The 19,887-nt window shown below is 69.7% G+C and carries 15 protein-coding genes; 6 read left to right on the top strand and 9 right to left on the bottom strand.

The window, feature by feature from the left end; translation table 11 throughout:
• Position 1 precedes the first annotated feature (1 nt).
• On the bottom strand, positions 2 to 1,531 hold the full coding sequence (locus AB0M62_RS30175) for a glycosyltransferase family 39 protein (RefSeq protein WP_366077501.1): 1,530 nt from the start codon (positions 1,529 to 1,531) through the stop codon (positions 2 to 4).
• Positions 1,532 to 1,719: 188 nt separating this feature from the next.
• On the bottom strand, positions 1,720 to 2,331 hold the full coding sequence (locus AB0M62_RS30170) for a TetR/AcrR family transcriptional regulator (RefSeq protein ID WP_366077500.1): 612 nt from the start codon (positions 2,329 to 2,331) through the stop codon (positions 1,720 to 1,722).
• A gap of 126 nt (positions 2,332 to 2,457) precedes the next feature.
• On the opposite strand from AB0M62_RS30170, the gene AB0M62_RS30165 reads away from it, so the two are divergent.
• Both AB0M62_RS30165 and AB0M62_RS30160 read left to right on the top strand, forming a co-directional pair.
• Positions 2,458 to 3,375, top strand: a complete 918-nt coding sequence (locus tag AB0M62_RS30165; RefSeq protein WP_366077499.1) for an ABC transporter permease — start codon at positions 2,458 to 2,460, stop codon at positions 3,373 to 3,375.
• Positions 3,368 to 4,144: an ABC transporter ATP-binding protein gene (locus AB0M62_RS30160; protein ID WP_366077498.1), complete on the top strand. Its 777-nt coding sequence runs from the start codon at positions 3,368 to 3,370 to the stop codon at positions 4,142 to 4,144. Before AB0M62_RS30165 ends, AB0M62_RS30160 begins: the two co-directional genes overlap by 8 nt.
• A gap of 57 nt (positions 4,145 to 4,201) precedes the next feature.
• Here the strand turns inward: AB0M62_RS30160 and AB0M62_RS30155 are convergent, their stop codons facing one another.
• The gene (locus AB0M62_RS30155; RefSeq protein WP_366077497.1) at positions 4,202 to 9,133 is read right to left on the bottom strand and encodes an NAD-glutamate dehydrogenase; all 4,932 of its coding nucleotides are present in this window, start codon (positions 9,131 to 9,133) and stop codon (positions 4,202 to 4,204) included.
• 404 nt (positions 9,134 to 9,537) lie between these two features.
• Between AB0M62_RS30155 and AB0M62_RS30150 the strand changes: the two genes are divergently transcribed.
• The gene (locus tag AB0M62_RS30150; protein WP_366077496.1) at positions 9,538 to 10,104 is read left to right on the top strand and encodes a DJ-1/PfpI family protein; all 567 of its coding nucleotides are present in this window, start codon (positions 9,538 to 9,540) and stop codon (positions 10,102 to 10,104) included.
• A 50-nt stretch (positions 10,105 to 10,154) separates the two neighbouring features.
• On the opposite strand, the gene AB0M62_RS30145 is transcribed toward AB0M62_RS30150, so the two are convergent.
• The 3 genes from AB0M62_RS30145 to AB0M62_RS30135 all read right to left on the bottom strand — a co-directional run bounded on the left by AB0M62_RS30145 (position 10,155) and on the right by AB0M62_RS30135 (position 12,377).
• Positions 10,155 to 11,030 (bottom strand): methyltransferase domain-containing protein, encoded by an 876-nt coding sequence (locus AB0M62_RS30145; RefSeq protein WP_366077495.1) that lies wholly within the window; start codon positions 11,028 to 11,030, stop codon positions 10,155 to 10,157.
• 83 nt (positions 11,031 to 11,113) lie between these two features.
• Entirely contained in the window at positions 11,114 to 11,836 is a 723-nt protein-coding gene (locus tag AB0M62_RS30140) for an HAD family hydrolase (protein ID WP_366077493.1), read from the bottom strand.
• Positions 11,837 to 11,870: 34 nt separating this feature from the next.
• Positions 11,871 to 12,377 (bottom strand): hypothetical protein, encoded by a 507-nt coding sequence (locus AB0M62_RS30135; RefSeq protein WP_366077492.1) that lies wholly within the window; start codon positions 12,375 to 12,377, stop codon positions 11,871 to 11,873.
• Positions 12,378 to 12,656: 279 nt separating this feature from the next.
• Here AB0M62_RS30135 and AB0M62_RS30130 point away from each other — a divergent pair, with 279 nt between their 5' ends.
• Positions 12,657 to 13,067, top strand: coding sequence for an Rv3235 family protein (locus tag AB0M62_RS30130; RefSeq protein ID WP_366077491.1), 411 nt, complete (start codon positions 12,657 to 12,659; stop codon positions 13,065 to 13,067).
• Positions 13,068 to 13,131: 64 nt separating this feature from the next.
• Here the strand turns inward: AB0M62_RS30130 and secA are convergent, their stop codons facing one another.
• Positions 13,132 to 15,960 carry a preprotein translocase subunit SecA gene (gene secA, locus AB0M62_RS30125; RefSeq protein ID WP_366077489.1) on the bottom strand — a complete coding sequence of 943 codons (2,829 nt, stop codon included), beginning with the start codon at positions 15,958 to 15,960 and terminating at the stop codon, positions 13,132 to 13,134.
• 218 nt (positions 15,961 to 16,178) lie between these two features.
• On the opposite strand from secA, the gene AB0M62_RS30120 reads away from it, so the two are divergent.
• Positions 16,179 to 16,763: a GNAT family N-acetyltransferase gene (locus AB0M62_RS30120; protein WP_366077488.1), complete on the top strand. Its 585-nt coding sequence runs from the start codon at positions 16,179 to 16,181 to the stop codon at positions 16,761 to 16,763.
• A gap of 48 nt (positions 16,764 to 16,811) precedes the next feature.
• Positions 16,812 to 18,020 carry a crosslink repair DNA glycosylase YcaQ family protein gene (locus AB0M62_RS30115; RefSeq protein ID WP_366077487.1) on the top strand — a complete coding sequence of 403 codons (1,209 nt, stop codon included), beginning with the start codon at positions 16,812 to 16,814 and terminating at the stop codon, positions 18,018 to 18,020.
• Here AB0M62_RS30115 and AB0M62_RS30110 read toward each other — a convergent pair.
• Together AB0M62_RS30110 and raiA are read right to left on the bottom strand one after the other, a co-directional pair.
• Entirely contained in the window at positions 18,013 to 18,774 is a 762-nt protein-coding gene (locus AB0M62_RS30110) for a response regulator transcription factor (RefSeq protein ID WP_366077486.1), read from the bottom strand. The two genes, AB0M62_RS30115 and AB0M62_RS30110, sit on opposite strands and share 8 nt — an antisense overlap.
• A gap of 215 nt (positions 18,775 to 18,989) precedes the next feature.
• On the bottom strand, positions 18,990 to 19,679 hold the full coding sequence (gene raiA, locus AB0M62_RS30105) for a ribosome-associated translation inhibitor RaiA (RefSeq protein WP_366077485.1): 690 nt from the start codon (positions 19,677 to 19,679) through the stop codon (positions 18,990 to 18,992).
• Positions 19,680 to 19,887: the final 208 nt, after the last annotated feature.

Here is a 19,887-nt window from a genome sequence, read left to right as displayed (position 1 = left end):
GTCAGCCGGTCCCGGTCAGCTGGTGCGGGTCAGCTGCTCCGGGTCGCTTGGGATCCCGGCGTACATAGAGAACCAGCAGCGCGTCATCCGATCGGTGGGCCTCGCGCCGAGAGAACCGCTCCTGCAGCAAGGCGAGTTTGGCACGGTCGGAGGGAGCCTCCGGTTGCCACGCGCGGCGGGTGGCGGGCGGTGCGATCAGCACCCACACGCGGTGCAGGCCGGCGACTCTCCGGCGCAGTTCGGCGCCGTCGGCCTCGGTGCCGTAGAGCGTTCCGGACGGCGCGGCCGGCTCCAGCAGCGCCACGTCCCGGGCGTCCTCGAACCGGCCCGGATACCCGAGAGCTATCCGGCGGCTGATGCCGGGCAGGTAGAGGACCGGCTCGCCGGGGCCCATGGCACGGTCGGCGGTCCGGGCGATGGCGGCGAAGTCGTCGGCCCGCGACGCCGGGCGGCGCAGCCGCTCGTGGTCGGGCAGCTGCCAGCAGAAGGCGCCGGCCACGGCCACCACGCCGGCCAGGGCCGTCAGCTGCCGGGGCAACCCGGCGGTCGGCAGCGCGCGGCCGAGTTCGAGCATCAGCCGCTCCCCGCCGGCGGCGGCCAGCAGCGGCACACCCGCCAGGGAGAAGAGCACATAGCGGTCGTAGTAGAGCGGCTCCCACTGGGACACAGCCAGCAGCAGCACCGGGGGGACCACCAGGAGCGGCAGCGCCACCGCCGTCAGAGTCAGCGCTCCGGGCGCCTTCCCGGGCAGCGGCCGCAGCAGGGCCAGTACGGTCAGCGCCAGCGTGACGGCGACAATCGAACTTCTGGGCCCGGTGAAGTCGAGGACGAGCCGGCCGGCGGCCACCGCGTCCGGTTTCGCCAGCCACCCGACCTGACCCCTCTGGCCGCGCGACATCATCACCAGCGGCAGCAGCGCCACGCAGACCGTCCCGGCCGCCGCCGCCCATCCCCGCCATACCCGCCGCTCGACCCGCGACAGCAAAAGCGTCGCGGCGTGGGCGGCGAGCAGCAGCAGCGCGAACATGTGCAGCAACGCGGCGCAGGCGGCGACCGCCGCGTACGCGGCCCACAGCCGGGCAGCGCCCCGCTCGGCGGCGTGCGACAGGAGCAGGGTGGCGAGGGCGGCGGCACATGCGACCAGTGCGTACGAGCGCCCCTCCTGGGCGTAGTGACCGGCGAACGGCGTGACGGCGTACGCGAGCCCGGCCCACAGCCCGACCCGTGGCCGGGCGAGGCGTGCGCCGGTGGCCCCGACGAGCGCGGCGGAACCGGCGGCGCCCAGCACGGACGGCAGCCGGAGGGCGACTTCGCTCGGGAAGGGGGCGAGGACGAAGTGGATCAGCAGGTAATAGAGACCGTGAACGACGTCGACCGAGCTGATCAGATGGGCGATCTCGGGAACGGAGCGGCGCGCGACCTGGAAGGTGGCGCTCTCGTCGCGCCACATGGTGCCCCGGTCCAGGCCCCAGAGGCCCAGGCCGAGCATCACCGCGAAGGGGACCAGCACAGCCGTACGAGTGGACCGCATGCGCCGATCTTCGACGGCCCTGGCGGCGGAGCCGGATACTCATGGCCAAGCGGCCGTGAACCCGTCGTGACGCGGACGCGTCCTGCCGGGGCCGGTCCCGCGAGGACGCGGACGCGTCCTGCCGGGGCCGGTCCCGCGACGACTTCTGCGGACTGCCCTGCGGCCGGCCCGCGTCGCCGGCCCCGAGGTCAGCGCTGCGCGGTCAGCCCCGCGACCACGGAGGCCGCCAGCTCGTCCAGGTAGCCCTTCGGCAATTCCGTTCGTACCACCACGAGCCGCCAGTACAGCGGCCCGATGACGAGGTCGAGCGCCCGGTCCGGGTCGATGGCCCCGGGCAGTTCCCCACGGGCGACGGCATCGTGCACGATCTTGCCGGCGATGCCCTGCTGGCCGTCGACCAGCGCCTCGCGGATGGCGTCGGCGAGTTCGGTGCTGCGTACCGACTCGACCAGCAGGTCGGGGATGACCTGCGAGGCCACGGGGTGGCGCAGCACGTGTGACATCACTTCGAGGAGCGCCCGGACATCGCCGTACAGCGAACCGGTGGCAGGCACCGGGAGGCCCTGGGCGGCGAAGGCGGAGACCAGGTCGAGGACGAGGTGCAGCTTGGAGCGCCAGCGGCGGTAGACGGCGGTCTTGCCGACACCGGCCCGCCGCGCGATGCCCTCGATCGACATGCGGGCGAAACCGACGGCGGCGAGCTCCTCGAAGACAGCGGCACGGATCGCTTCGGTCACGTCCTCCCGGAGCACTGCGGCTCCGGCGGGGACGCGGCGTGGGGGTCCCGGGTCGGTGGTCATGGACACAGCTTAGCGTCACGACGATACGGTTGCGTTGCGACGTTCCTCGCCTTAACCTCCCCGTAGCGACGATACGGGTCCGTCCCCTCGTCCACAGCCCCTGTCCCTCTGACGAAAGCGACCGCTGTGAGTCGGACGATCGAGCTCTCCGGCCGGGCGCAGGCCCTCGCCCGGGAGCCGAGCCCCGCCGAGCTGGCGGCAGCGCACGGCCTGTCCGTGTGTGGCGAGCGGCCGTCGATGGCCGAGTACACCCGCCGGCTGTGGGCGCTCCGCCACTTCATCGGCACGCTGGCCACCGCCCGGCTGACCGCGCAGTACAGCACCGCGAAGCTCGGCCAGATCTGGCAGATCATGACCCCGCTGCTCAACGCGGCGGTCTACTACTTCGTCTTCGGCGTCCTGCTCGGTACCGGCCGCCAGGTCCCGGACTTCGTGCCCTTCCTGGTCACGGGCGTCTTCGTCTGGAACTTCACCAGCACCACGATCAGCACAGGGACCCGCGCGATCACCGGAAGCATCGGCCTCGTACGGGCCTTGCACTTCCCGCGCGCGGGGCTGCCGCTCGCATCCGCCCTCCAGCAGCTCCAGCAGCTGCTGTTCTCCATGGGCGTGCTGGCCGTCCTGCTGGTCTGCTTCGGCCAGCACCCGCGGCCGTCCTGGCTGCTGGCCGTCCCCGCTCTGTTCCTTCAGGCGCTCTTCAACACCGGCTGCGCGCTGACCGTGGCTCGGCTGGCCCACCGCATGCCGGACATCAGCCAGCTCACGCCTTTCTTCCTGCGCACCTGGATGTACGGGTCCGGAGTGATGTGGAGCCTCGACCACGTACTGAGCCGCGCCGATCTTCCGCACTTCGTGGTCCTGGCGCTCGAGGGCAATCCGGCGGCCGTCTATATCGACCTCATGCGCTTCGCCCTCATCGACAGTTTCACCGCCGCCCAGCTGCCGCCCCATGTGTGGTTTCTCGCTATTACCTGGGCCGTTCTTGCGGGATTCGGCGGCTTCGTCTACTTCTGGAAGGCAGAGGAGGAGTACGGCCGTGGCTGAGAGTGACACCAGAATTCCCACCGTGATCGCCGATGACGTCCATGTGATCTACCAGGTCAACAGCGGCGGCACGGGCAAGGGCAGCGCCGTCGCGGCGCTGCGCCGGATCATCTCCCGCAAGGCCGCCCCCGGCACGCGCGAGGTGCACGCCGTCAAGGGCGTCAGCTTCACCGCGTACAAGGGCGAGGCGATCGGCCTGATCGGCTCCAACGGATCGGGCAAGTCCACCCTGCTCAAGGCGATCGCCGGGCTGCTGCCCGCCGCGCGCGGCAAGGTCTACACGCAGGGGCAGCCCTCGCTGCTCGGCGTGAACGCCGCCCTGATGAGCGACCTGACCGGCGAACGCAATGTGATGCTCGGCGGTCTGGCCATGGGTATGACCCGCCAGGAGATCCGGGAGCGTTACCAGGGCATCGTGGACTTCTCCGGGATCAACGAGAAGGGCGACTTCATCTCGCTCCCGATGCGTACCTACTCCTCCGGCATGGGCGCCCGGCTGCGCTTCTCCATCGCCGCCGCAAAGAGCCACGACGTCCTGATGATCGACGAGGCGCTGGCCACCGGCGACGCCAAGTTCCGCCGGCGCAGTCAGCAGCGCATCGCCGAGCTGCGCCAGGAGGCCGGCACGGTGTTCCTGGTCAGCCACGGCATCGGGACGATCCGGGAAACCTGCGACCGGGCGATCTGGCTGGAGGCCGGCACACTGCGGATGGACGGGCCGACCGAGGAAGTCTGCGACGCCTACGAGAAGTTCACCAACAAGAAGTGACACGACACGCGGAGGGGGCGCCCGGACCAGGTCCGGGCGCCCCCTGCGTCGTACGGGTCAGCTGTGCGTACGCAGCAGCGTCCGCATCGTCCGCATCGCGACCGACAGGTTCGCCAGGTCGAAGGAGTCCGACCCATGGATCTCGTCCAGGGTCGTGCGGGCCCGGCTGAGGATCGCGGCGTTCTTCTCCTCCCAGGCCTTGAAGCGCTGCTCGGGAGTGGAGGACCCGTTGCCCACCGACAGCACGTCGGCGGTCAGCGCGGCGTGTGCCGCGAACAGGTCCTCGCGGATGGAGGCACGGGCCATCGACTGCCAGCGGTCGGCCCGCGGCAGCTCGATGATCCGGTCCATCAGCTGGGTGATGTGCAGCCGGTCGGCGAGGTCGTAGTAGACCTCGGCGACGTCCATCGGCTCCTGGCCGGTGCGTTCGGCGATCGCGACGATGTCGAGCGTCGGGAAGGCGGAGGAGAATCCGGCCACGCGCCCGGCCAGGTCACCGGGGACGCCCGCCTCGGTCATCTCGTCCTGGATGCGCTGGTACCAGTCCAGGTCGGCACCACGCAGCAGCTTGGGCAGCTCGGTCCAGACCTGCGCCACACCCTCGCTGAAGAAGTCGATGGTCTCGGCAACTTGCAGCGGCTGCGGACGGTTGTTGAGCAGCCACCGGGTGCCGCGCTCCACCAGACGGCGCGAGTGCAGTCGGATCCGGGTCTGGATGCCGGCCGCGACCTTGTTGTCGAGCGCCTCGACGTCGTCCCAGACCCTGCCGAGCTCGAAGATCTCGCGGGCCGCGAGCTGTGCGCGCACGATCTCCTCGATCGATGCCCCGGTCTCCTCACGGAGCCGGTGCAGGAGGGTCGAACCGCCGGCGTTCACCGTGTCGTTGACCAGGACGGTGGTGACGATCTCGCGGCGCAGCGCGTGCGCGTCGATCTGCTCGGGGAACTTCTCGCGCAGCGCCTGGGGGAAGTAGGCATGCAGCAGCCGGCGCAGATACGGGTCGTCGGGCAGCTCGGTGGCGATGAGCTCGTCCGCGGTCGTGATCTTGGTGTACGCGAGCAGAACGGCCAGCTCCGGCTGGCTCAGCCCGCGGCCGTTGTTGAGCAGTTCGCGGATCTGCCGGTCGTTCGGCAGGAACTCCAGGGCGCGGTCGAGCCGCCCGTCGCGGCTCAGCCTGCGCATGAAGCGCTGGTGGGCGTGGAGCAGGCTGGGCGACTGGGCGACGGCGTTGGCCAGCGCGACGTTCTGTGCGTAGTTGTTGCGCAGCACCAGCCGGCCGACCTCGTCGGTCATCTCGGCGAGCAGCTTGTTGCGCTGCTTGACGGTCATGTCGCCGTCCGCGACGACCGCGTTCAGCAGGATCTTGATGTTCACCTCGTGGTCGGAGGTGTCCACGCCTGCGCTGTTGTCGATGGCGTCGGTGTTGATCTTTCCGCCGGTGCCCTCGGGGCCGCCCTTGGTGGCGAACTCGATGCGGCCGAGCTGGGTCAGACCGAGGTTGCCGCCCTCGCCGACGACCTTGACGCGCAGGTCCTCACCGTTCACGCGGATCGCGTCGTTGGCCTTGTCGCCGACGTCGGCCTGCGTTTCGGCGCCGGACTTCACGTACGTACCGATGCCGCCGTTCCACAGCAGGTCCACCGGGGCCTTGAGGACGGCCTTCATCAGCTCGGCCGGGGTCAGCTTGGAGACGCCGGCCTCGATCCCGAGGGCCTCGCGCATGTGCGTGTTGACCGGGATGGACTTGGCCGTACGCGGGTGGATGCCCCCGCCCGCGGACAGCAGCTCCTTGTTGTAGTCGGCCCAGGACGAGCGCGGCAGTTCGAACAGCCGGCGGCGCTCGGCGTAGGAGACCGCCGAGTCCGGGTTCGGGTCGATGAAGATGTGGCGGTGGTCGAAGGCCGCGACAAGACGGATGTGCTCGCTGAGCAGCATGCCGTTGCCGAAGACGTCACCGGACATGTCACCGACACCGACGACCGTGAAGTCCTCGCTCTGGGTGTCGGTGCCCAGCTCGCGGAAGTGCCGCTTGACGGACTCCCACGCTCCGCGGGCGGTGATGCCCATGCCCTTGTGGTCGTAGCCCGCCGAGCCGCCGGACGCGAAGGCGTCACCGAGCCAGAAGTTGTAGGACTGCGCGACCTCGTTGGCGATGTCGGAGAAGGTCGCGGTGCCCTTGTCCGCGGCTACGACGAGGTACGTGTCGTCCTCGTCGTGGCGGACGACATCGGCGGGCGGCACGACCTCGCCGGCCACCAGGTTGTCGGTGATGTCGAGCAGCGCGGAGATGAAGGTGCGGTACGCGGCGATGCCCTCGGCCAGCCAGGCCTCGCGGTCGACGGCCGGGTCCGGCAGGTTCTTGGCGACGAAACCGCCCTTGGCGCCGACCGGCACGATGACGGTGTTCTTCACCATCTGCGCCTTGACCAGGCCGAGGACCTCGGTACGGAAGTCCTCCCGGCGGTCGGACCAGCGCAGGCCGCCTCGGGCGACCTTGCCGAAGCGCAGGTGGACACCCTCGACGCGCGGCGAGTAGACCCAGATCTCGTACGCCGGGCGGGGCGCGGGCAGGTCCGGGATGGCCTGCGGGTCGAACTTCATCGAGACGTACTCGTGCTGCTTGCCGCCCGCCGCCTCCTGGTAGAAGTTGGTGCGCAGCGTGGCCTTGATGAGGGTGAGGAAGGCGCGCAGGATGCGGTCCTCGTCGAGCGAGGCGACCTGGTCGAGCGCCAGGTCCATCTCCTCCAGCAGCGCGTCGGTCAGCTCGGTGCCGGCCCGCTGCCGGTCCGGCGACATCCGGGCCTCGAAGAGCGAGACCAGCAGCCGGGTGGTGTGGACGTTGTTGCGGAGGGTGTCCTCCATGTAGTCCTGGCTGAAGGTGGAACCGGCCTGCCGCAGGTACTTGGCGTATGCGCGCAGCACGACCGCCTGCCGCCAGTCCAGACCGGCGCGCAGCACCAGGCTATTGAAGTTGTCGTTCTCGGCCGCGCCCGTCCAGACCGCCGCGAATGCCTCCTGGAACCGCTCGCGGGCGTCGTCGGCGAGGTAGTCCCCGTGCGCCACGGGGGCGGGCATCCGCAGACCGAAGTCGTAGATCCAGGCGTGGGTGCGGTCCGCGCAGCGGAACTCGTAGGGGCGCTCGTCGACGACCTCGACACCGAGCCGGTTGAGAACCGGCAGGACGGCGGAGAGGGAGACCTGCTCACCCGTGCGGTAGATCTTGAAGCGACGCTCGCCGGGGGCGGCGCCCACCGGCTCGTACAGCGAGAGCGCGAAGTCCTTGTCGCTCGTCGACAGCCGCTCCAGCTGCACCAGATCGGCGACGGCGGCGCGCGGCGAGTGATCGGCCTTGTAGCCCTCGGAGAACGCTGAACCGTACCGGCGCAGCAGCTCGGCGGCGCGCTCCTCGCCGCACTCGGCGTTGAGGGCCTCGGCGAAGCCGTCGGCCCAGGAGCGGGCGGCCTCCGCGAGCCGGGCCTCGATGCGCTCGACGTCGGCGTCGGTGAGATCGGGCAGCTCGGTGCCCTGCGGCACACGGACGACGAAGTGCAGGCGGGAGAGGATCGACTCGGTGTTCCAGGCGGTGAAGTCGACGCTGATGCCGCCGAGCTCCTCCTTGAGGATGTCGATCAGACGCAACCGGACACCGGTGGTGTAGCGGTCGCGCGGCAGGTAGATCAGGGCCGAGTAGTAGCGGCCGTACTCGTCCTGACGCAGGTAGAGCCGCAGCCGGCGGCGTTCCTGGAGGTACAGCACGCTGGTGACGATCGAGCGCAGCTGGTCGACCGGGGTCTGGAAGAGCTCGTCACGCGGGTAGGTCTCGAGGATCTGCAGCAGGTCACGGCCGTCGTGGCTGTGCGGCGAGAAGCCGGCGCCTTCGAGCACCTCGGCGACCTTGCGGCGGATGACCGGGACGCGGCGTACCGACTCGGTGTAGGCGGCGGAGGAGAACAGGCCGAGGAAGCGCCGCTCGCCGATGACGTTGCCGTTGTCGTCGAACTTCTTCACGCCGACGTAGTCGAGGTAGCTCGGGCGGTGCACCGTGGAGCGGCTGTTGGCCTTGGTGAGGATGAGCAGCTTGTGTTCGCGGGCTTTGGCGCGGGCGTCGGCGGGAAGCCGGTTGAACGACGGCGAGACAGGGTGGCCGTCGTCGGAGCCGCTGTGGTGCGGGTCGGAGCGCAGAATACCGAGGCCGGTGCCGGCGACGGCGGCCAGCGAGTCGTCGTCGGTGAGCTGGTACTCGCGGTAGCCGAGGAAGGTGAAGTGGTCGTCGGCGAGCCAGCGCAGCAGCTCGCGCGCCTCGTCGACCTCCAGGTCGCGCAGATCGTCGGCAGTGGGCTCACTGGGCAGTTCGTCGGCGATGCGCAGCGCGGCGTCGCGCATCTTCTCCCAGTCCTCGACGGCCTCGCGCACATCGGACAGAACGCGCAGCAGGTTGGAGGTGATCTGCTTGAGGTCGGCGCGGTCGGTCTCGCGGTCGATCTCGACATGGATCCAGGACTCGACGAGCGCGTCGTGCGGACGGGCGGTGTCCTCGCCGTGCGCATCACAGTCGGAGCCGAGGACCTCGATGAGCTTGCCGGTGAGGTCGCGCCGGACGACCACCTGCGGGTGGATCACGAGATGGATGCCGCGGCCCTCGCGGGAGAGTTCGTTGGTGACGGAGTCGACCAGGAAGGGCATGTCGTCGGTGACGACCTCGACGACGGAGTGACTGCAGGTCCAGCCGTTCTCCTCGACGGTCGGGGTGTGCACCCGGACGTTGGCGGTTCCCTGCGGACGGTTCTCGGCCAGTCGGTAGTGCGAGAGCGCCGCGCCGAAGACATCGACCGGGTCGCGGTCGGTCAGGTCCTCGGGGGCTGTGTGCAGGTAGTAGCGCTGGAGGTAGGCGAGGAGCTCGTCCCGGCTGGGGCCCTCCCCGTTGTGCTCAGCTACCCGGGCCGCCCGTGCGAGCAGCTCGGCTTTGGCTTCGTCCAGCTTGGTCTGCATGTCCTCTGGCTCCTGTCGCGCGCCGTTGCGTGACGTAGGTGAAGGAAGAAATGACGTAACGCCGAGACGCGGGGTGTCCGGTCGGAGTCGACGCTATGTCGGGATGAGAGATGACCGGGGCGGAATCGGCCAATGTCACAGCCGGCCGGCCCTGGCAGCAGGGACCAGCGAAGGCCCGGGCACGGTGGTGCGCCGGGCACAGGCCGGGGGCTTCACTGCCCCCGAGGCGTATCGCGCTGATCACGGGTCCAGGCTATCGCCCCGCCCCCCCGACCCGTCATGAGCCGTATGTGTACAAAAGAAGGGGGTGAAGTTTGACGTTCTGGACAGCGACGCGTGCCCTCTTGGCAAACTCCTGCCACCGGTGCACGTTGGCGACAGTCCACTGGCGAGGAGCAGCAGTCATGACAACGAAGATCCTCATCGTGACCGGTGACGCGGCGGAGTCACTGGAAGTCCTCTACCCGTACCAGCGTCTGCGCGAGGAGGGGTACGAGGTCCACATCGCCGCCCCGGCGCGCAAGAAGCTCCAGTTCGTGGTCCACGACTTCGAGCCGGGCTTCGACACCTACACCGAGAAGCCGGGCTACACCTGGCCCGCCGACCTGGCCTTTTCGGAGGTCGACCCCGGAGAGTACGCCGCGCTGGTCATTCCCGGCGGCCGGGCGCCCGAGTATCTGCGCAACGATCCCGAACTGCGCAAAATTCTCAAGTACTTCTTCGATTCCGACAAGCCCATCGCGCAGATCTGCCACGGTCCGCTGCTGACGGCGGCCATCGGCGGCCTCAGCGGGCGCCGCGTCACCGCGTACCCGGCCCTGGAGCTGGACATGCAGACGGCGGGCGCCACCTTCCAGGACGTCGAGACGGTGGTCGACGGCACGCTCGTGTCGGCCCGCGCCTGGCCCGACCACTCGAGCTGGATGCGGGAGTTCCTGACGGTACTTCGCTCCAAGGCGCCGGCGAGCTGACGCCGTCGCGCTCCGCCGCAGGGAGGCCGCCGGGCGCGCCGCCACTGCGCTCAGTGTGGTGCGCGCCCCGACCGGTCAGCGACGGCTGTCGTCGGCGGCCCCTCGGGTCTCCATCCCCAAGCGGTGATCATTCCCGGAGAGATTCCGGCGCACTCGGGCGACTCCAGATACCGGACGGCCTCGTCGATCCGCGCGTCGCCCACCAGCCCGGTGGCCACCATGGCCTCGCGGGCCCGGCCCCATGTCTCGGCCCAGAAGCGGCTGATGGGACTTCCGGGCAGGAGAGGAGGCACATGGATTTCGGCTGCCACGGACACGAGCCCCGCCGCCCGGAGCAGCTGGGGATACCCCGGCACCCAGGAGATGTCGGTGCCGATGCTGTCCCGCAGGCCCTGCCACATCGCCCGCATGACCTCGGTGTACGGCGTGGTGGGCGCTGTGGCGGTGGTCAGGTCCACGGCATCGCCGAGCACCAGCACTCCGCCGGGGGCAAGCAGCGTGCTGAGCTTGGTGACCATCTGCTGTGGGGAGCGCAGGTGCATGAGGACGAACCGTGCATGGACCAGCTGGAACAGGCCGGGACCGAAGTCCGGAGCAGTGATGTCCGCCTCCAGGGCGGTGAGCCCGGGTGTGGGGTGGGCCGCGAGGAAGCGGATGTCGCGGTCCACCGCGAGGACGGCAGCGACACCGCCTCGGCGCAGGAGCAGCCGGGCGACCGTACCGGTCCCCGCACCCACGTCCAGACAGTGCCAGCCCGGCCCGGCCCCCAGTTTCATCAGCCGTGCCGCGGTGATGTCGTCGTAGGCGAGAGCGCCGAGGTCGATGCGGTCGTCCTCGCCCGCCTCCTCCGGGCGGAACACCCGCTCGCCATAGGACCCGTCGCCGGCGGGGGAACGGGTGGCGGAGTGGTCCGACGGGGCAGGCATGACTCACCGCCTTTCGCCGTCACCGGGGACGGTCCGCGCTTGGCGGCGGCAAACGCCGCCAAGAGGACTGACGCCCGACGGGCTCATATGCCCCGATTATGACGCAATCGGCCGGCTGCTTCCTCTGGTGACGTTCCGGCCGCCCGGCTGCCCATCTGCTCCGCCACCGCCACCGCCGCGGCCAGGGTGTCCACCACCGGTACGCCCGCGGTCTCCAGGCTTGCCCTGCTGTGCGAGCCACCGGTGTAGAGCACCGCGCCCGCGCCCACGTGCGCTGCGGCCAACGCGTCGTCGACGGCGTCGCCGATCACGACCATCCGGTGGGGGGCGATGCCCTCCAGGGCGGCGAGGTGGCGGACCATGTGCTCCGCCTTGCCGGTGTGCGACGGCCCGATCCGGCCGTCCACACGAATGAAGCGGTCCTCGATGCCGTGCGTGCGCACGATCGGTACCAGGTTCTCGTGCGGGGCGAGCGAGCACAGTGACTGGGTGAGCCCCGCGGACTGCCAGTCCGCGAGCAGCTCGTCCGCTCCCTGAGCCAGCCCCGAGGTCATGGCGAACGCCCAGTAGTGCCGGTGGAAGGCCTCGTCCATGACCACCCACTCGGCATCGGTGGGGAGCCGGCCCATCAGCCGCTCGTAGAAGCGCGGAACCGGTACGCAGTACAGCTCGCGGTAGCGCTCCAGCGTGATCGGGGGCAGGCCGATCTCCGCGAACGAGGCGTTCGTCGCGTCGATGACGGCGTCGATGTCGTGAAAGAGCGTGCCGTTCCAGTCCCAGACGATGTGCGTCCCATACTTCCCCATGCGACGACGGTACCCGCCGGCACCGACAGCTCCGTCAGCCGACGAGGTTCGGAATCTCCTGCACGCCGTACCAGAGCAGCTCGTGGTCCTCCGCGCCGTCCACCGTGAACTGCGCGTCGTCGTCGCCCATGTCCGCCGCGCCCAGCACCGCCGCCGCAGCCGCCACAGCGGCCTCCGCGTCGTCCGCGTCCACGTGTACGGCCGCCGCCTTGCTCAGCGACACCGCCGATCCGATCCGCACCTCGCCCAGCGCCGAGGCGTCCAGCCCACGGTCCGGGTCGGGCACGGCCAGCCGGTCCGGTACGTCGACGGCGACGACGACCCTGCGGCGCGCGGCCGAGCGGTCACCGGCCAGCAGCCGGAGCGAGGCGGCGGCGGCCCGGCTCAGCGCAGCGTACTCGAGCTCCTCGATGTCGTCGGAGACGTACCACTCGCGCAGCGCGGGGGTCACCGCATAAGCGGTCAACGGGCCGGGACCGAGTTCGCCGGCCTTGTGCGCCTCTGCGAGACCGGGGAGGGTCAGGGGGACGTACACGCGCATGACTGGCCGCTTTCCGTAGTCGGGAGACGGACTCAGGATACGTGCGACGGTCCCCCTTCGGGGTGCTGGTCCGGCCCCCGCCCGCCGTCCACCCGGGCGCCGGCCGGGCCGTGCGTGCCACGGCCGCGACGGGATTCCCGTCACCCTGATAGGTGACATCCACGTCCCCGCCGGCCACGTGCGGCGCGCCTTGCGACGCCTTCCCCGGACCCGTAGAAGATCACCAACGAAGTTACCGCCCGGTACTCCACTGGGCCCGGCACCTCGGGGGTGATCGGTATGAACATGACCCGGCCCGCCGGACGGCACGACCAGCGCCGTCCCGGCACCGCAGCGGCGATGGCCCGCGCACGCCGGCAGCACAAGCCTCACTACTGGTTCGCGGACCGCCTGCTCGCCGTCCTCAGCGGTCAGCGCCCGGTGCACTGGATGCTGGGACACACCATCGGCGAGGCGTACGAACAGCTGGTGCGACTCGCCCCGGGCGCGCCGCTGCGCCCCGCGGAGCGGGTGATGCCGGTGGTGCGGCACTGCGGGGAGTTCCACCCCGGGCCCGGGGTGATCGAGGCGTTCGCCAGGATCGGGGCCGGTGAGCGGGTCACCGCGATGGCGTTCCGGCTGGAGCAGGGCGCCGACCAGCGCTGGCGTTGCGCCGCGGTGGAACTCGGCGGCGAACGTGTCCCCACCTGACAGCCGAAACCGCCGGGGCCGGACACCACGAGTGGTGTCCGGCCCCGGCCGCGGGCGATTCGCCCTACTTCTTGCGGCGGCGGCCGCCGCCCTTCTGGGCCTTGCGGCGCTCGGCACGCGTCATGCCGTCCGACTCGGAGCGGGCGGGGCCGCCGTTGTCGAAGTCACCCTCGACAACACCGCCCTCGCCGTCGACCGTCGGCGCGGAGAAGTGCAGACGGTCCGGCCGCTGCGGGGCGCCGAGCCCCTTGGCGCGGATCTCCGGACGCGCACCGGCCGGCACGGCGTCCTCCTTGGCCAGCGAGGTCTTCCCGGCCCCCACCTTGTCGGAGACGGCCTCCACGGGGATCTCCTCGACCTGCTGCTCGACCTGCACCTCCAGGTTGAACAGGTAGCCGACGGACTCCTCCTTGATGCCCTCCATCATGGCGTTGAACATGTCGAAGCCCTCACGCTGGTACTCCACCAGCGGGTCCTTCTGGGCCATCGCGCGCAGCCCGATGCCCTCCTGGAGGTAGTCCATCTCGTACAGGTGCTCACGCCACTTGCGGTCCAGGACCGACAGCACCACGCGCCTCTCGAGCTCACGCATGATCTCGGAGCCGAGCTGCTGCTCACGCGCGTCGTACTGCTCGTGGATGTCGTCCTTGACGGACTCGGCGATGAACTCGGCGGTGATGCCGGCCCGGTCACCCGCCGCGTCCTCGAGCTCCTCGACAGTGACCTTCACCGGGTAGAGCTGCTTGAATGCGCCCCACAGCCGGTCCAGGTCCCACTCCTCCGCGAAGCCCTCGACGGTCTCCGCCTGGATGTACGCGTCGATGGTGTCGTCCATGAAGTGGCGCACCTGCTCCTGCAGGTCCTCGCCCGCAAGGACGCGCCGGCGCTCGCCGTAGATGACCTCGCGCTGCCGGTTGAGCACCTCGTCGTACTTCAGGACGTTCTTGCGGGTCTCGAAGTTCTGCTGCTCGACCTGCGACTGCGCGGACGCGATCGCCCGGGTGACCATCTTGTTCTCGATCGGCACGTCGTCGGGCACGTTGGCCATCGCCATCACACGCTCGACCATCTGCGCCTTGAACAGGCGCATCAGGTCGTCGCCCAGCGACAGGTAGAAGCGGGACTCGCCCGGGTCACCCTGACGGCCGGAACGGCCGCGCAGCTGGTTGTCGATACGGCGTGACTCGTGCCGCTCGGTACCCAGGACGTACAGCCCGCCGAGCTCCTTGACCTCGTCGAACTCGGCCTTGACGGCCCGCTCGGCCTTCTCGAGCGCCTTGGGCAGCGCCGCCGCCCACTCCTCGATGTGCTCCTCGGGGTCGAGCCCCCGCTGGCGCAGCTCCGCCTCGGCGAGGTCGTCCGGGTTGCCGCCGAGCTTGATGTCCGTACCGCGGCCCGCCATGTTCGTGGCGACCGTGACCGCGCCCCGGCGACCGGCCTGGGCGACGATCGTCGCCTCCCGGTCGTGCTGCTTGGCGTTGAGGACCTCGTGCGGAATGCCGCGCTTGGCCAGCTGCTGCGAGAGGTACTCGGACTTCTCGACGGAGGTGGTGCCGACCAGGATCGGCTGGCCCTTCTCGTGCTTCTCCGCGATGTCCTCGACGACCGCGGCGAACTTCGCGACCTCGGTGCGGTAGATCAGGTCGCCCTGGTCCATGCGGACCATCGGCCGGTTCGTCGGGATGGGCACGACGCCCAGCTTGTAGATCTGGTGGAACTCGGCGGCCTCGGTCATGGCCGTACCGGTCATGCCGGAAAGCTTGTCGTACAGGCGGAAGAAGTTCTGCAGGGTGATCGTGGCGAGAGTCTGGTTCTCGTCCTTGATGTCCACCCCCTCCTTCGCCTCGATCGCCTGGTGCATGCCCTCGTTGTAGCGGCGGCCGGCGAGGATACGGCCGGTGTGCTCGTCGACGATCATGACTTCGCCGTCGATGACGACGTAGTCCTTGTCCTTCTTGAACAGTTCCTTCGCCTTGATGGCGTTGTTCAGGTAGCCGACGAGCGGGGTGTTCACCGACTCGTACAGGTTGTCGATGCCCAGCCAGTCCTCGACCTTCGAGACACCGGCCTCGTGGATGGCGACGGTGCGCTTCTTCTCGTCGACCTCGTAGTCGCCGGTCTCCTCGATGCCCTTGAGCTGGTTGCCCGCCTCGCCCTTCTTCAGGCGGGCGACGAGCTTGGCGAAGTCGCCGTACCACTTGGTGGCCTGGTCGGCGGGACCGGAGATGATCAGCGGGGTACGGGCCTCGTCGACCAGGATCGAGTCGACCTCGTCGACGATCGCGAAGTTGTGGCCGCGCTGGACGAGCTCGTCCTTCGACCACGCCATGTTGTCGCGCAGGTAGTCGAAGCCGAACTCGTTGTTCGTGCCGTACGTGATGTCGCAGTTGTACTGCTCGCGGCGCTGCGCGGGCGTCATGTTGGCGAGGATGCAGCCGACCTCGAGACCGAGGAACTTGTGCACCCGGCCCATCATCTCGGAGTCGCGCTCGGCCAGGTAGTCGTTCACCGTGATCAGGTGCACGCCCTTGCCGGAAAGCGCGTTGAGGTAGGCCGGGAGCGTACCGACGAGGGTCTTGCCCTCACCGGTCTTCATCTCGGCGACGTAGCCGAGGTGCAGCGCCGCGCCACCCATCATCTGCACGTCGTAGTGGCGCTGTCCGAGTACGCGCTTGGCGGCCTCACGCACGGTCGCGAACGCCTCGGGGAGCAGGTCGTCCAAGCTCTCACCGTCGGCGTACCGCTCCTTGTACTCCTCGGTGAGCGCGCGCAACTCGGCGTCGGAGAGGTTGACGAAGTCCTCTTCGATGGAGTTGACCTGGTCCGCGATGCGGTGCAGTTTGCGCAGGATCTTGCCTTCGCCTGCACGCATGAGCTTGTTGAAGACGGACACTGAGGCTGGTCTCCTTGCCGGTCGGGCCTGGCACCGTCGAGTTTGTTCAACACGGTGCGGGCACGGCAGGTGGGCCCCACCGCAACGGCCATCGTAAGCGAGGACCCGCCCGGGCCGGGAGGTCCGCACCTTTAGAACGACGGTAGGGCGCGTGAGGTGCCCGGAGGTGTACCCAAAACTTGTGGCGCTCCGCCGCGGAAGCGGCCCAGAATCGGGTGATGGACACCGTGACACTCACTACGGAGCGCCTGCTGCTGCGCCCGTTCGAGCCGGGCGACACCGAGGCCGTCTTCCTGGCCTGCCAGGACGACGAGATCCAGCGCTGGACGACCATCCCCTCCCCGTACGGGCGCGAGCACGCGGAGGGCTTCACCGGACAGATGGTCCCGGACGGCTGGCGGGACGGGTCCGCTCTCGCGTGGGCGGTGCTGCTCCGGGACACCGGCGAGCTCGCCGCCTCCGTCGGGGTGACCCTGCGGTCGCTTCCCGGGACGTGGGAGATCGGCTTCTGGACGGCGAAGCAGCACCGAGGCCGCGGCTATATGACGGAGGCCGCGCGGCAGGTGGCTCGCTGGTCCTTCACCGAGCTGGGCGTGGAACGGCTCGAGTGGCGCGCGGAAGTCGGCAACGCCGGCTCGCGCTCCGTCGCGGAGAAGGCCGGATTCCGCCTCGAGGGCGTCCAGCGGTCGGGACTGCACAACAACGGCGTACGGCGTGACAGCTGGGTGGGGGCGCTGCTCCCGTCCGACCTCGGTCTGCCGACGGAGCACCCGTACCTCCCCGCCGCCCGGGCGGGCAGCTGATCACCGCCCGCCGGGGCGTTGTCAGTGGCGGTGGCTAGGGTTCGGGCCATGACGAGTCTGCCGCCGCCCTCCCTCGTGCTGTCCGCCGACGACGCCCGCCGGATCGCTCTGCGCGCGCAGGGATTCCTCGGCGCTCCGGACCGCAGGGCGGGAGTGCGCGGCGTGCTGCGGCACCTCGGCGCGGTGCAGCTGGACACGATCTCGGTACTGGCGCGCTCGCACGAGCTGATTCCGTACGCCCGGCTGGGCGCCGTGGGCCGTTCCGCGGTGGAGTCGGCGTACTGGACGGGAGCCGTTCCGCAGGCGCGGGAATCGACCCCGGCCGCCTTCGAGTACTGGTCGCACGCGGCGTGCATCCTGCCCATCGAGGAGTGGCCGCACTTCGCCTTCCGGCGGCGTGCCCGCCGGGCCCGCGGGCACCGCTGGCACGTGATGGAGGACGCCGACCGCTCCTGCGCCGCGGTGCTCGACCGGCTGAAGGCCGACGGTCCGCTCACTTCCACGGAGTTGGGCGGCGCGAAGAACGGCGGACCCTGGTGGGACTGGTCCGAGACGAAGATCGCGGTGGAGTGGCTGCTCGACACCGGCGACGTGGTGTGCACCGAGCGGCGCGCCTGGAAGCGCGTGTACGACCTGGCCGAGCGCGCCGTCCCGGACGCGCTGCTGCACGACGACCTGGATGACGCGGAATGCCTGCGGCGCCTCGTCCGGCTGGCCGGGCAGTCGCTGGGCGTGGCCACCCGCGCGGACCTGGCCGACTACCACCGCCTGAAGGGGGAACAGGTGGACGCGGTGATCGCCGACTCGGGCCTGGTGCCGGTGGAGGTCGAGGGCTGGGGCAGACCTGCGTGGGCCGACCCCGAGGCCCTCGGCTCCACACCGCGCGGCCGGCACCGCACGACATTGCTGTCGCCGTTCGACTCCCTGATCTGGGACCGGGCCCGGACCGAGCGGATCTTCGGCTTCACCCACCGGCTGGAGGCGTACGTCCCCAAAGCCAAGCGCGTACACGGTTACTTCGCGATGCCGCTGCTCGCGGGCGGGCACCTGCTGGGGCGGGTGGACCCGGCGCGCGAGGGGACGACCCTGGTCGCCCGGCAGGTGTCACTGGAGAGCCGCAAGGCCGTCCGGCCGATGGCCGAAGCCCTGGTGGAGGCGGCCCGTTGGGTCGGCTGTACCGATGTCCGGCTGGAGCGCGTGGCCGGGGCGGACCTCCGGGAACCGCTGGCAGCGGCGCTCGGCGAGGCCCTCACCTGATTTCGAGGATCTTCTCCCGCATCGCGTAGACCACAGCTTCCATCCTGGAATGCAGCTGGAGTTTCTCCAGAATGTTGCGGACGTGGTTCTTCACGGTGTTCTCGGAAATGAACAACTCCTTGGCGATGTCCCGGTTGTTCATCCCGGTCGCGACGAGCTTGAGTACTTCCAGCTCCCGCTCGGTCAGGCGGGGAGCGGGCACCAGCCGGCGCTCGTCGGTGCGCTGAATCATCGACTTGAACTCGGTGAGCAGCTTGGAGGCCATTGAAGGGCTGATCTGCGACTGCCCGTCGGCGACTGCCCGGATCGCGGTGGACACCTCGTCGGTGGAGATCTCCTTCAGCAGATAACCCGTGGCGCCCGCCTTGATCGCGTCGTAGAGATCGGCTTCCTCGTCACTGATCGTCAGCATGATGATCTTCGCGCTGGGTGCCACCTCCTTGATGGAGGTGCAGGCCTCGATCCCGCCGCGCTTGGGCATCCGTACGTCCATCAGCACGATGTCGGGCAGCAGGTCGGCCGCCTTGTCCACCGCCTCCGCGCCGTCCCCGGCCTCACCGACGACCTGGATGTCCTCCTCCTGGGCAAGGACGATCTCCAGTCCCCGGCGGAAGAGGGCATGGTCGTCCACCACGAGAACCCGGATCGGCTCCTCGCGCGCGCCGCCGCTGTCCGGGCTGACGCCGCTGCCGATGCCGACACCGGCGTCGTTCGTGTCGGCCCGGTCGTGCACCGGCCCGAAGCGGTCCGCCATCGTTCCTCCCCCTGAAGGCCATGGCCCTGGTTCATGTACGCCGCCAACCGAAGGACACAGCGCGCCGGTTGGCTAGTCACGTCATGATTCCATGCCGGGACGTCGCCGCGGTGCTCCAGTGGTCGCACGGTGATGCCCCTGGGGGACGCACAGGCGCTCCAGGGGCACCGCCACCATGCTGTACGTCGCGGCTGCCGCGACCGTTCAACCGCCGGTCAGCCGCCGAGCGCACCTCCCGCGCCACGGGGTGCTTCCGCGGCGAGCGGGTCGGTGGTCAGGTGGATGACGCCGTAGTCGTATGCGTGCCGCCGGTAGACGACACTCGGTTCCTTGGTCTCGGAGTCGACAAACAGATAGAAGTCGTGCCCGACCAGCTCCATCTCGTAGAGCGCCTGGTCGAGCGACATCGGAGCGGCCACATGGGTCTTCTCCCGGACCACCAGGGGTCCTTCGCCCTGCACTTCGAGCGAGCCGATCCTCGTGGTGGGGACGCCTGACGACTCCTCCTCGGGGGCGAGTGCGCCGCTTCCGTTGAGGTGCGCCGCGCCCGGGACGTGGTCGGCGACCTCGGCGGCGGAGATCCGGCCGTGGCCGCGCCGGGTGTGGCGCTTGTCGTGCTGCTTGCGGAGCCGTGCCTCGAGCTTTCCTGTGGCCAGGTCCAGCGCCGCGTACGGGTCGCCCGCCGCTGCCTCGGCCCGGATGACCGGCCCTCGGGAGTGGAGAGTGATCTCCACACGGTCGGAACGGTCTGCCTGCCGCGGGTTGTGCTCCTTGGACACCTCGACGTCGAGGCTGATCACCTTGCCGTCGAGCTTCTGGATCTTGTCCAGCTTCAGCTTCTCGGCCACGTGCTTGCGGAACCGCTCAGGCACCTCGGTCTTGCGGCCCTTGACGACGATGTCCACGCAGAACTCCGTTCCCGGATAGCTCCGCTACAGCGGCGGAGCGTCTCCCACTTGCACCAGACTCCGGTGTTCACCGGAGTCTCGGACTTGGCGACTTTCACCTCCTCCTCCCCCGTCGGCAAGACTTCCACCCCACCGATTTCGCCATTCCTCACAACCGAACATAGCTCGCTCGGACGGTTGTCGGCACCCGCTACTGGGGCGTACC

This window comes from Streptomyces sp. NPDC051219 (genome assembly GCF_040682335.1).
Lineage (GTDB): Bacteria > Actinomycetota > Actinomycetes > Streptomycetales > Streptomycetaceae > Streptomyces.
Note: the sequence above shows the minus strand (reverse complement) of the source record. Positions and strands in the feature narration are given on the sequence as shown.

Coding starts and splice junctions, on each gene's coding strand:
- AB0M62_RS30175 (WP_366077501.1), bottom strand. CDS start 1,531: ATGCGGTCCACTCGTACGGCTGTGCTGGTCCCCTTCGCGGTGATGCTC.
- AB0M62_RS30170 (WP_366077500.1), bottom strand. CDS start 2,331: ATGACCACCGACCCGGGACCCCCACGCCGCGTCCCCGCCGGAGCCGCA.
- AB0M62_RS30155 (WP_366077497.1), bottom strand. CDS start 9,133: ATGCAGACCAAGCTGGACGAAGCCAAAGCCGAGCTGCTCGCACGGGCG.
- AB0M62_RS30150 (WP_366077496.1), top strand. CDS start 9,538: ATGACAACGAAGATCCTCATCGTGACCGGTGACGCGGCGGAGTCACTG.
- AB0M62_RS30145 (WP_366077495.1), bottom strand. CDS start 11,030: ATGCCTGCCCCGTCGGACCACTCCGCCACCCGTTCCCCCGCCGGCGAC.
- AB0M62_RS30140 (WP_366077493.1), bottom strand. CDS start 11,836: ATGGGGAAGTATGGGACGCACATCGTCTGGGACTGGAACGGCACGCTC.
- AB0M62_RS30135 (WP_366077492.1), bottom strand. CDS start 12,377: ATGCGCGTGTACGTCCCCCTGACCCTCCCCGGTCTCGCAGAGGCGCAC.
- AB0M62_RS30130 (WP_366077491.1), top strand. CDS start 12,657: ATGAACATGACCCGGCCCGCCGGACGGCACGACCAGCGCCGTCCCGGC.
- AB0M62_RS30120 (WP_366077488.1), top strand. CDS start 16,179: ATGGACACCGTGACACTCACTACGGAGCGCCTGCTGCTGCGCCCGTTC.
- AB0M62_RS30115 (WP_366077487.1), top strand. CDS start 16,812: ATGACGAGTCTGCCGCCGCCCTCCCTCGTGCTGTCCGCCGACGACGCC.
- AB0M62_RS30110 (WP_366077486.1), bottom strand. CDS start 18,774: ATGGCGGACCGCTTCGGGCCGGTGCACGACCGGGCCGACACGAACGAC.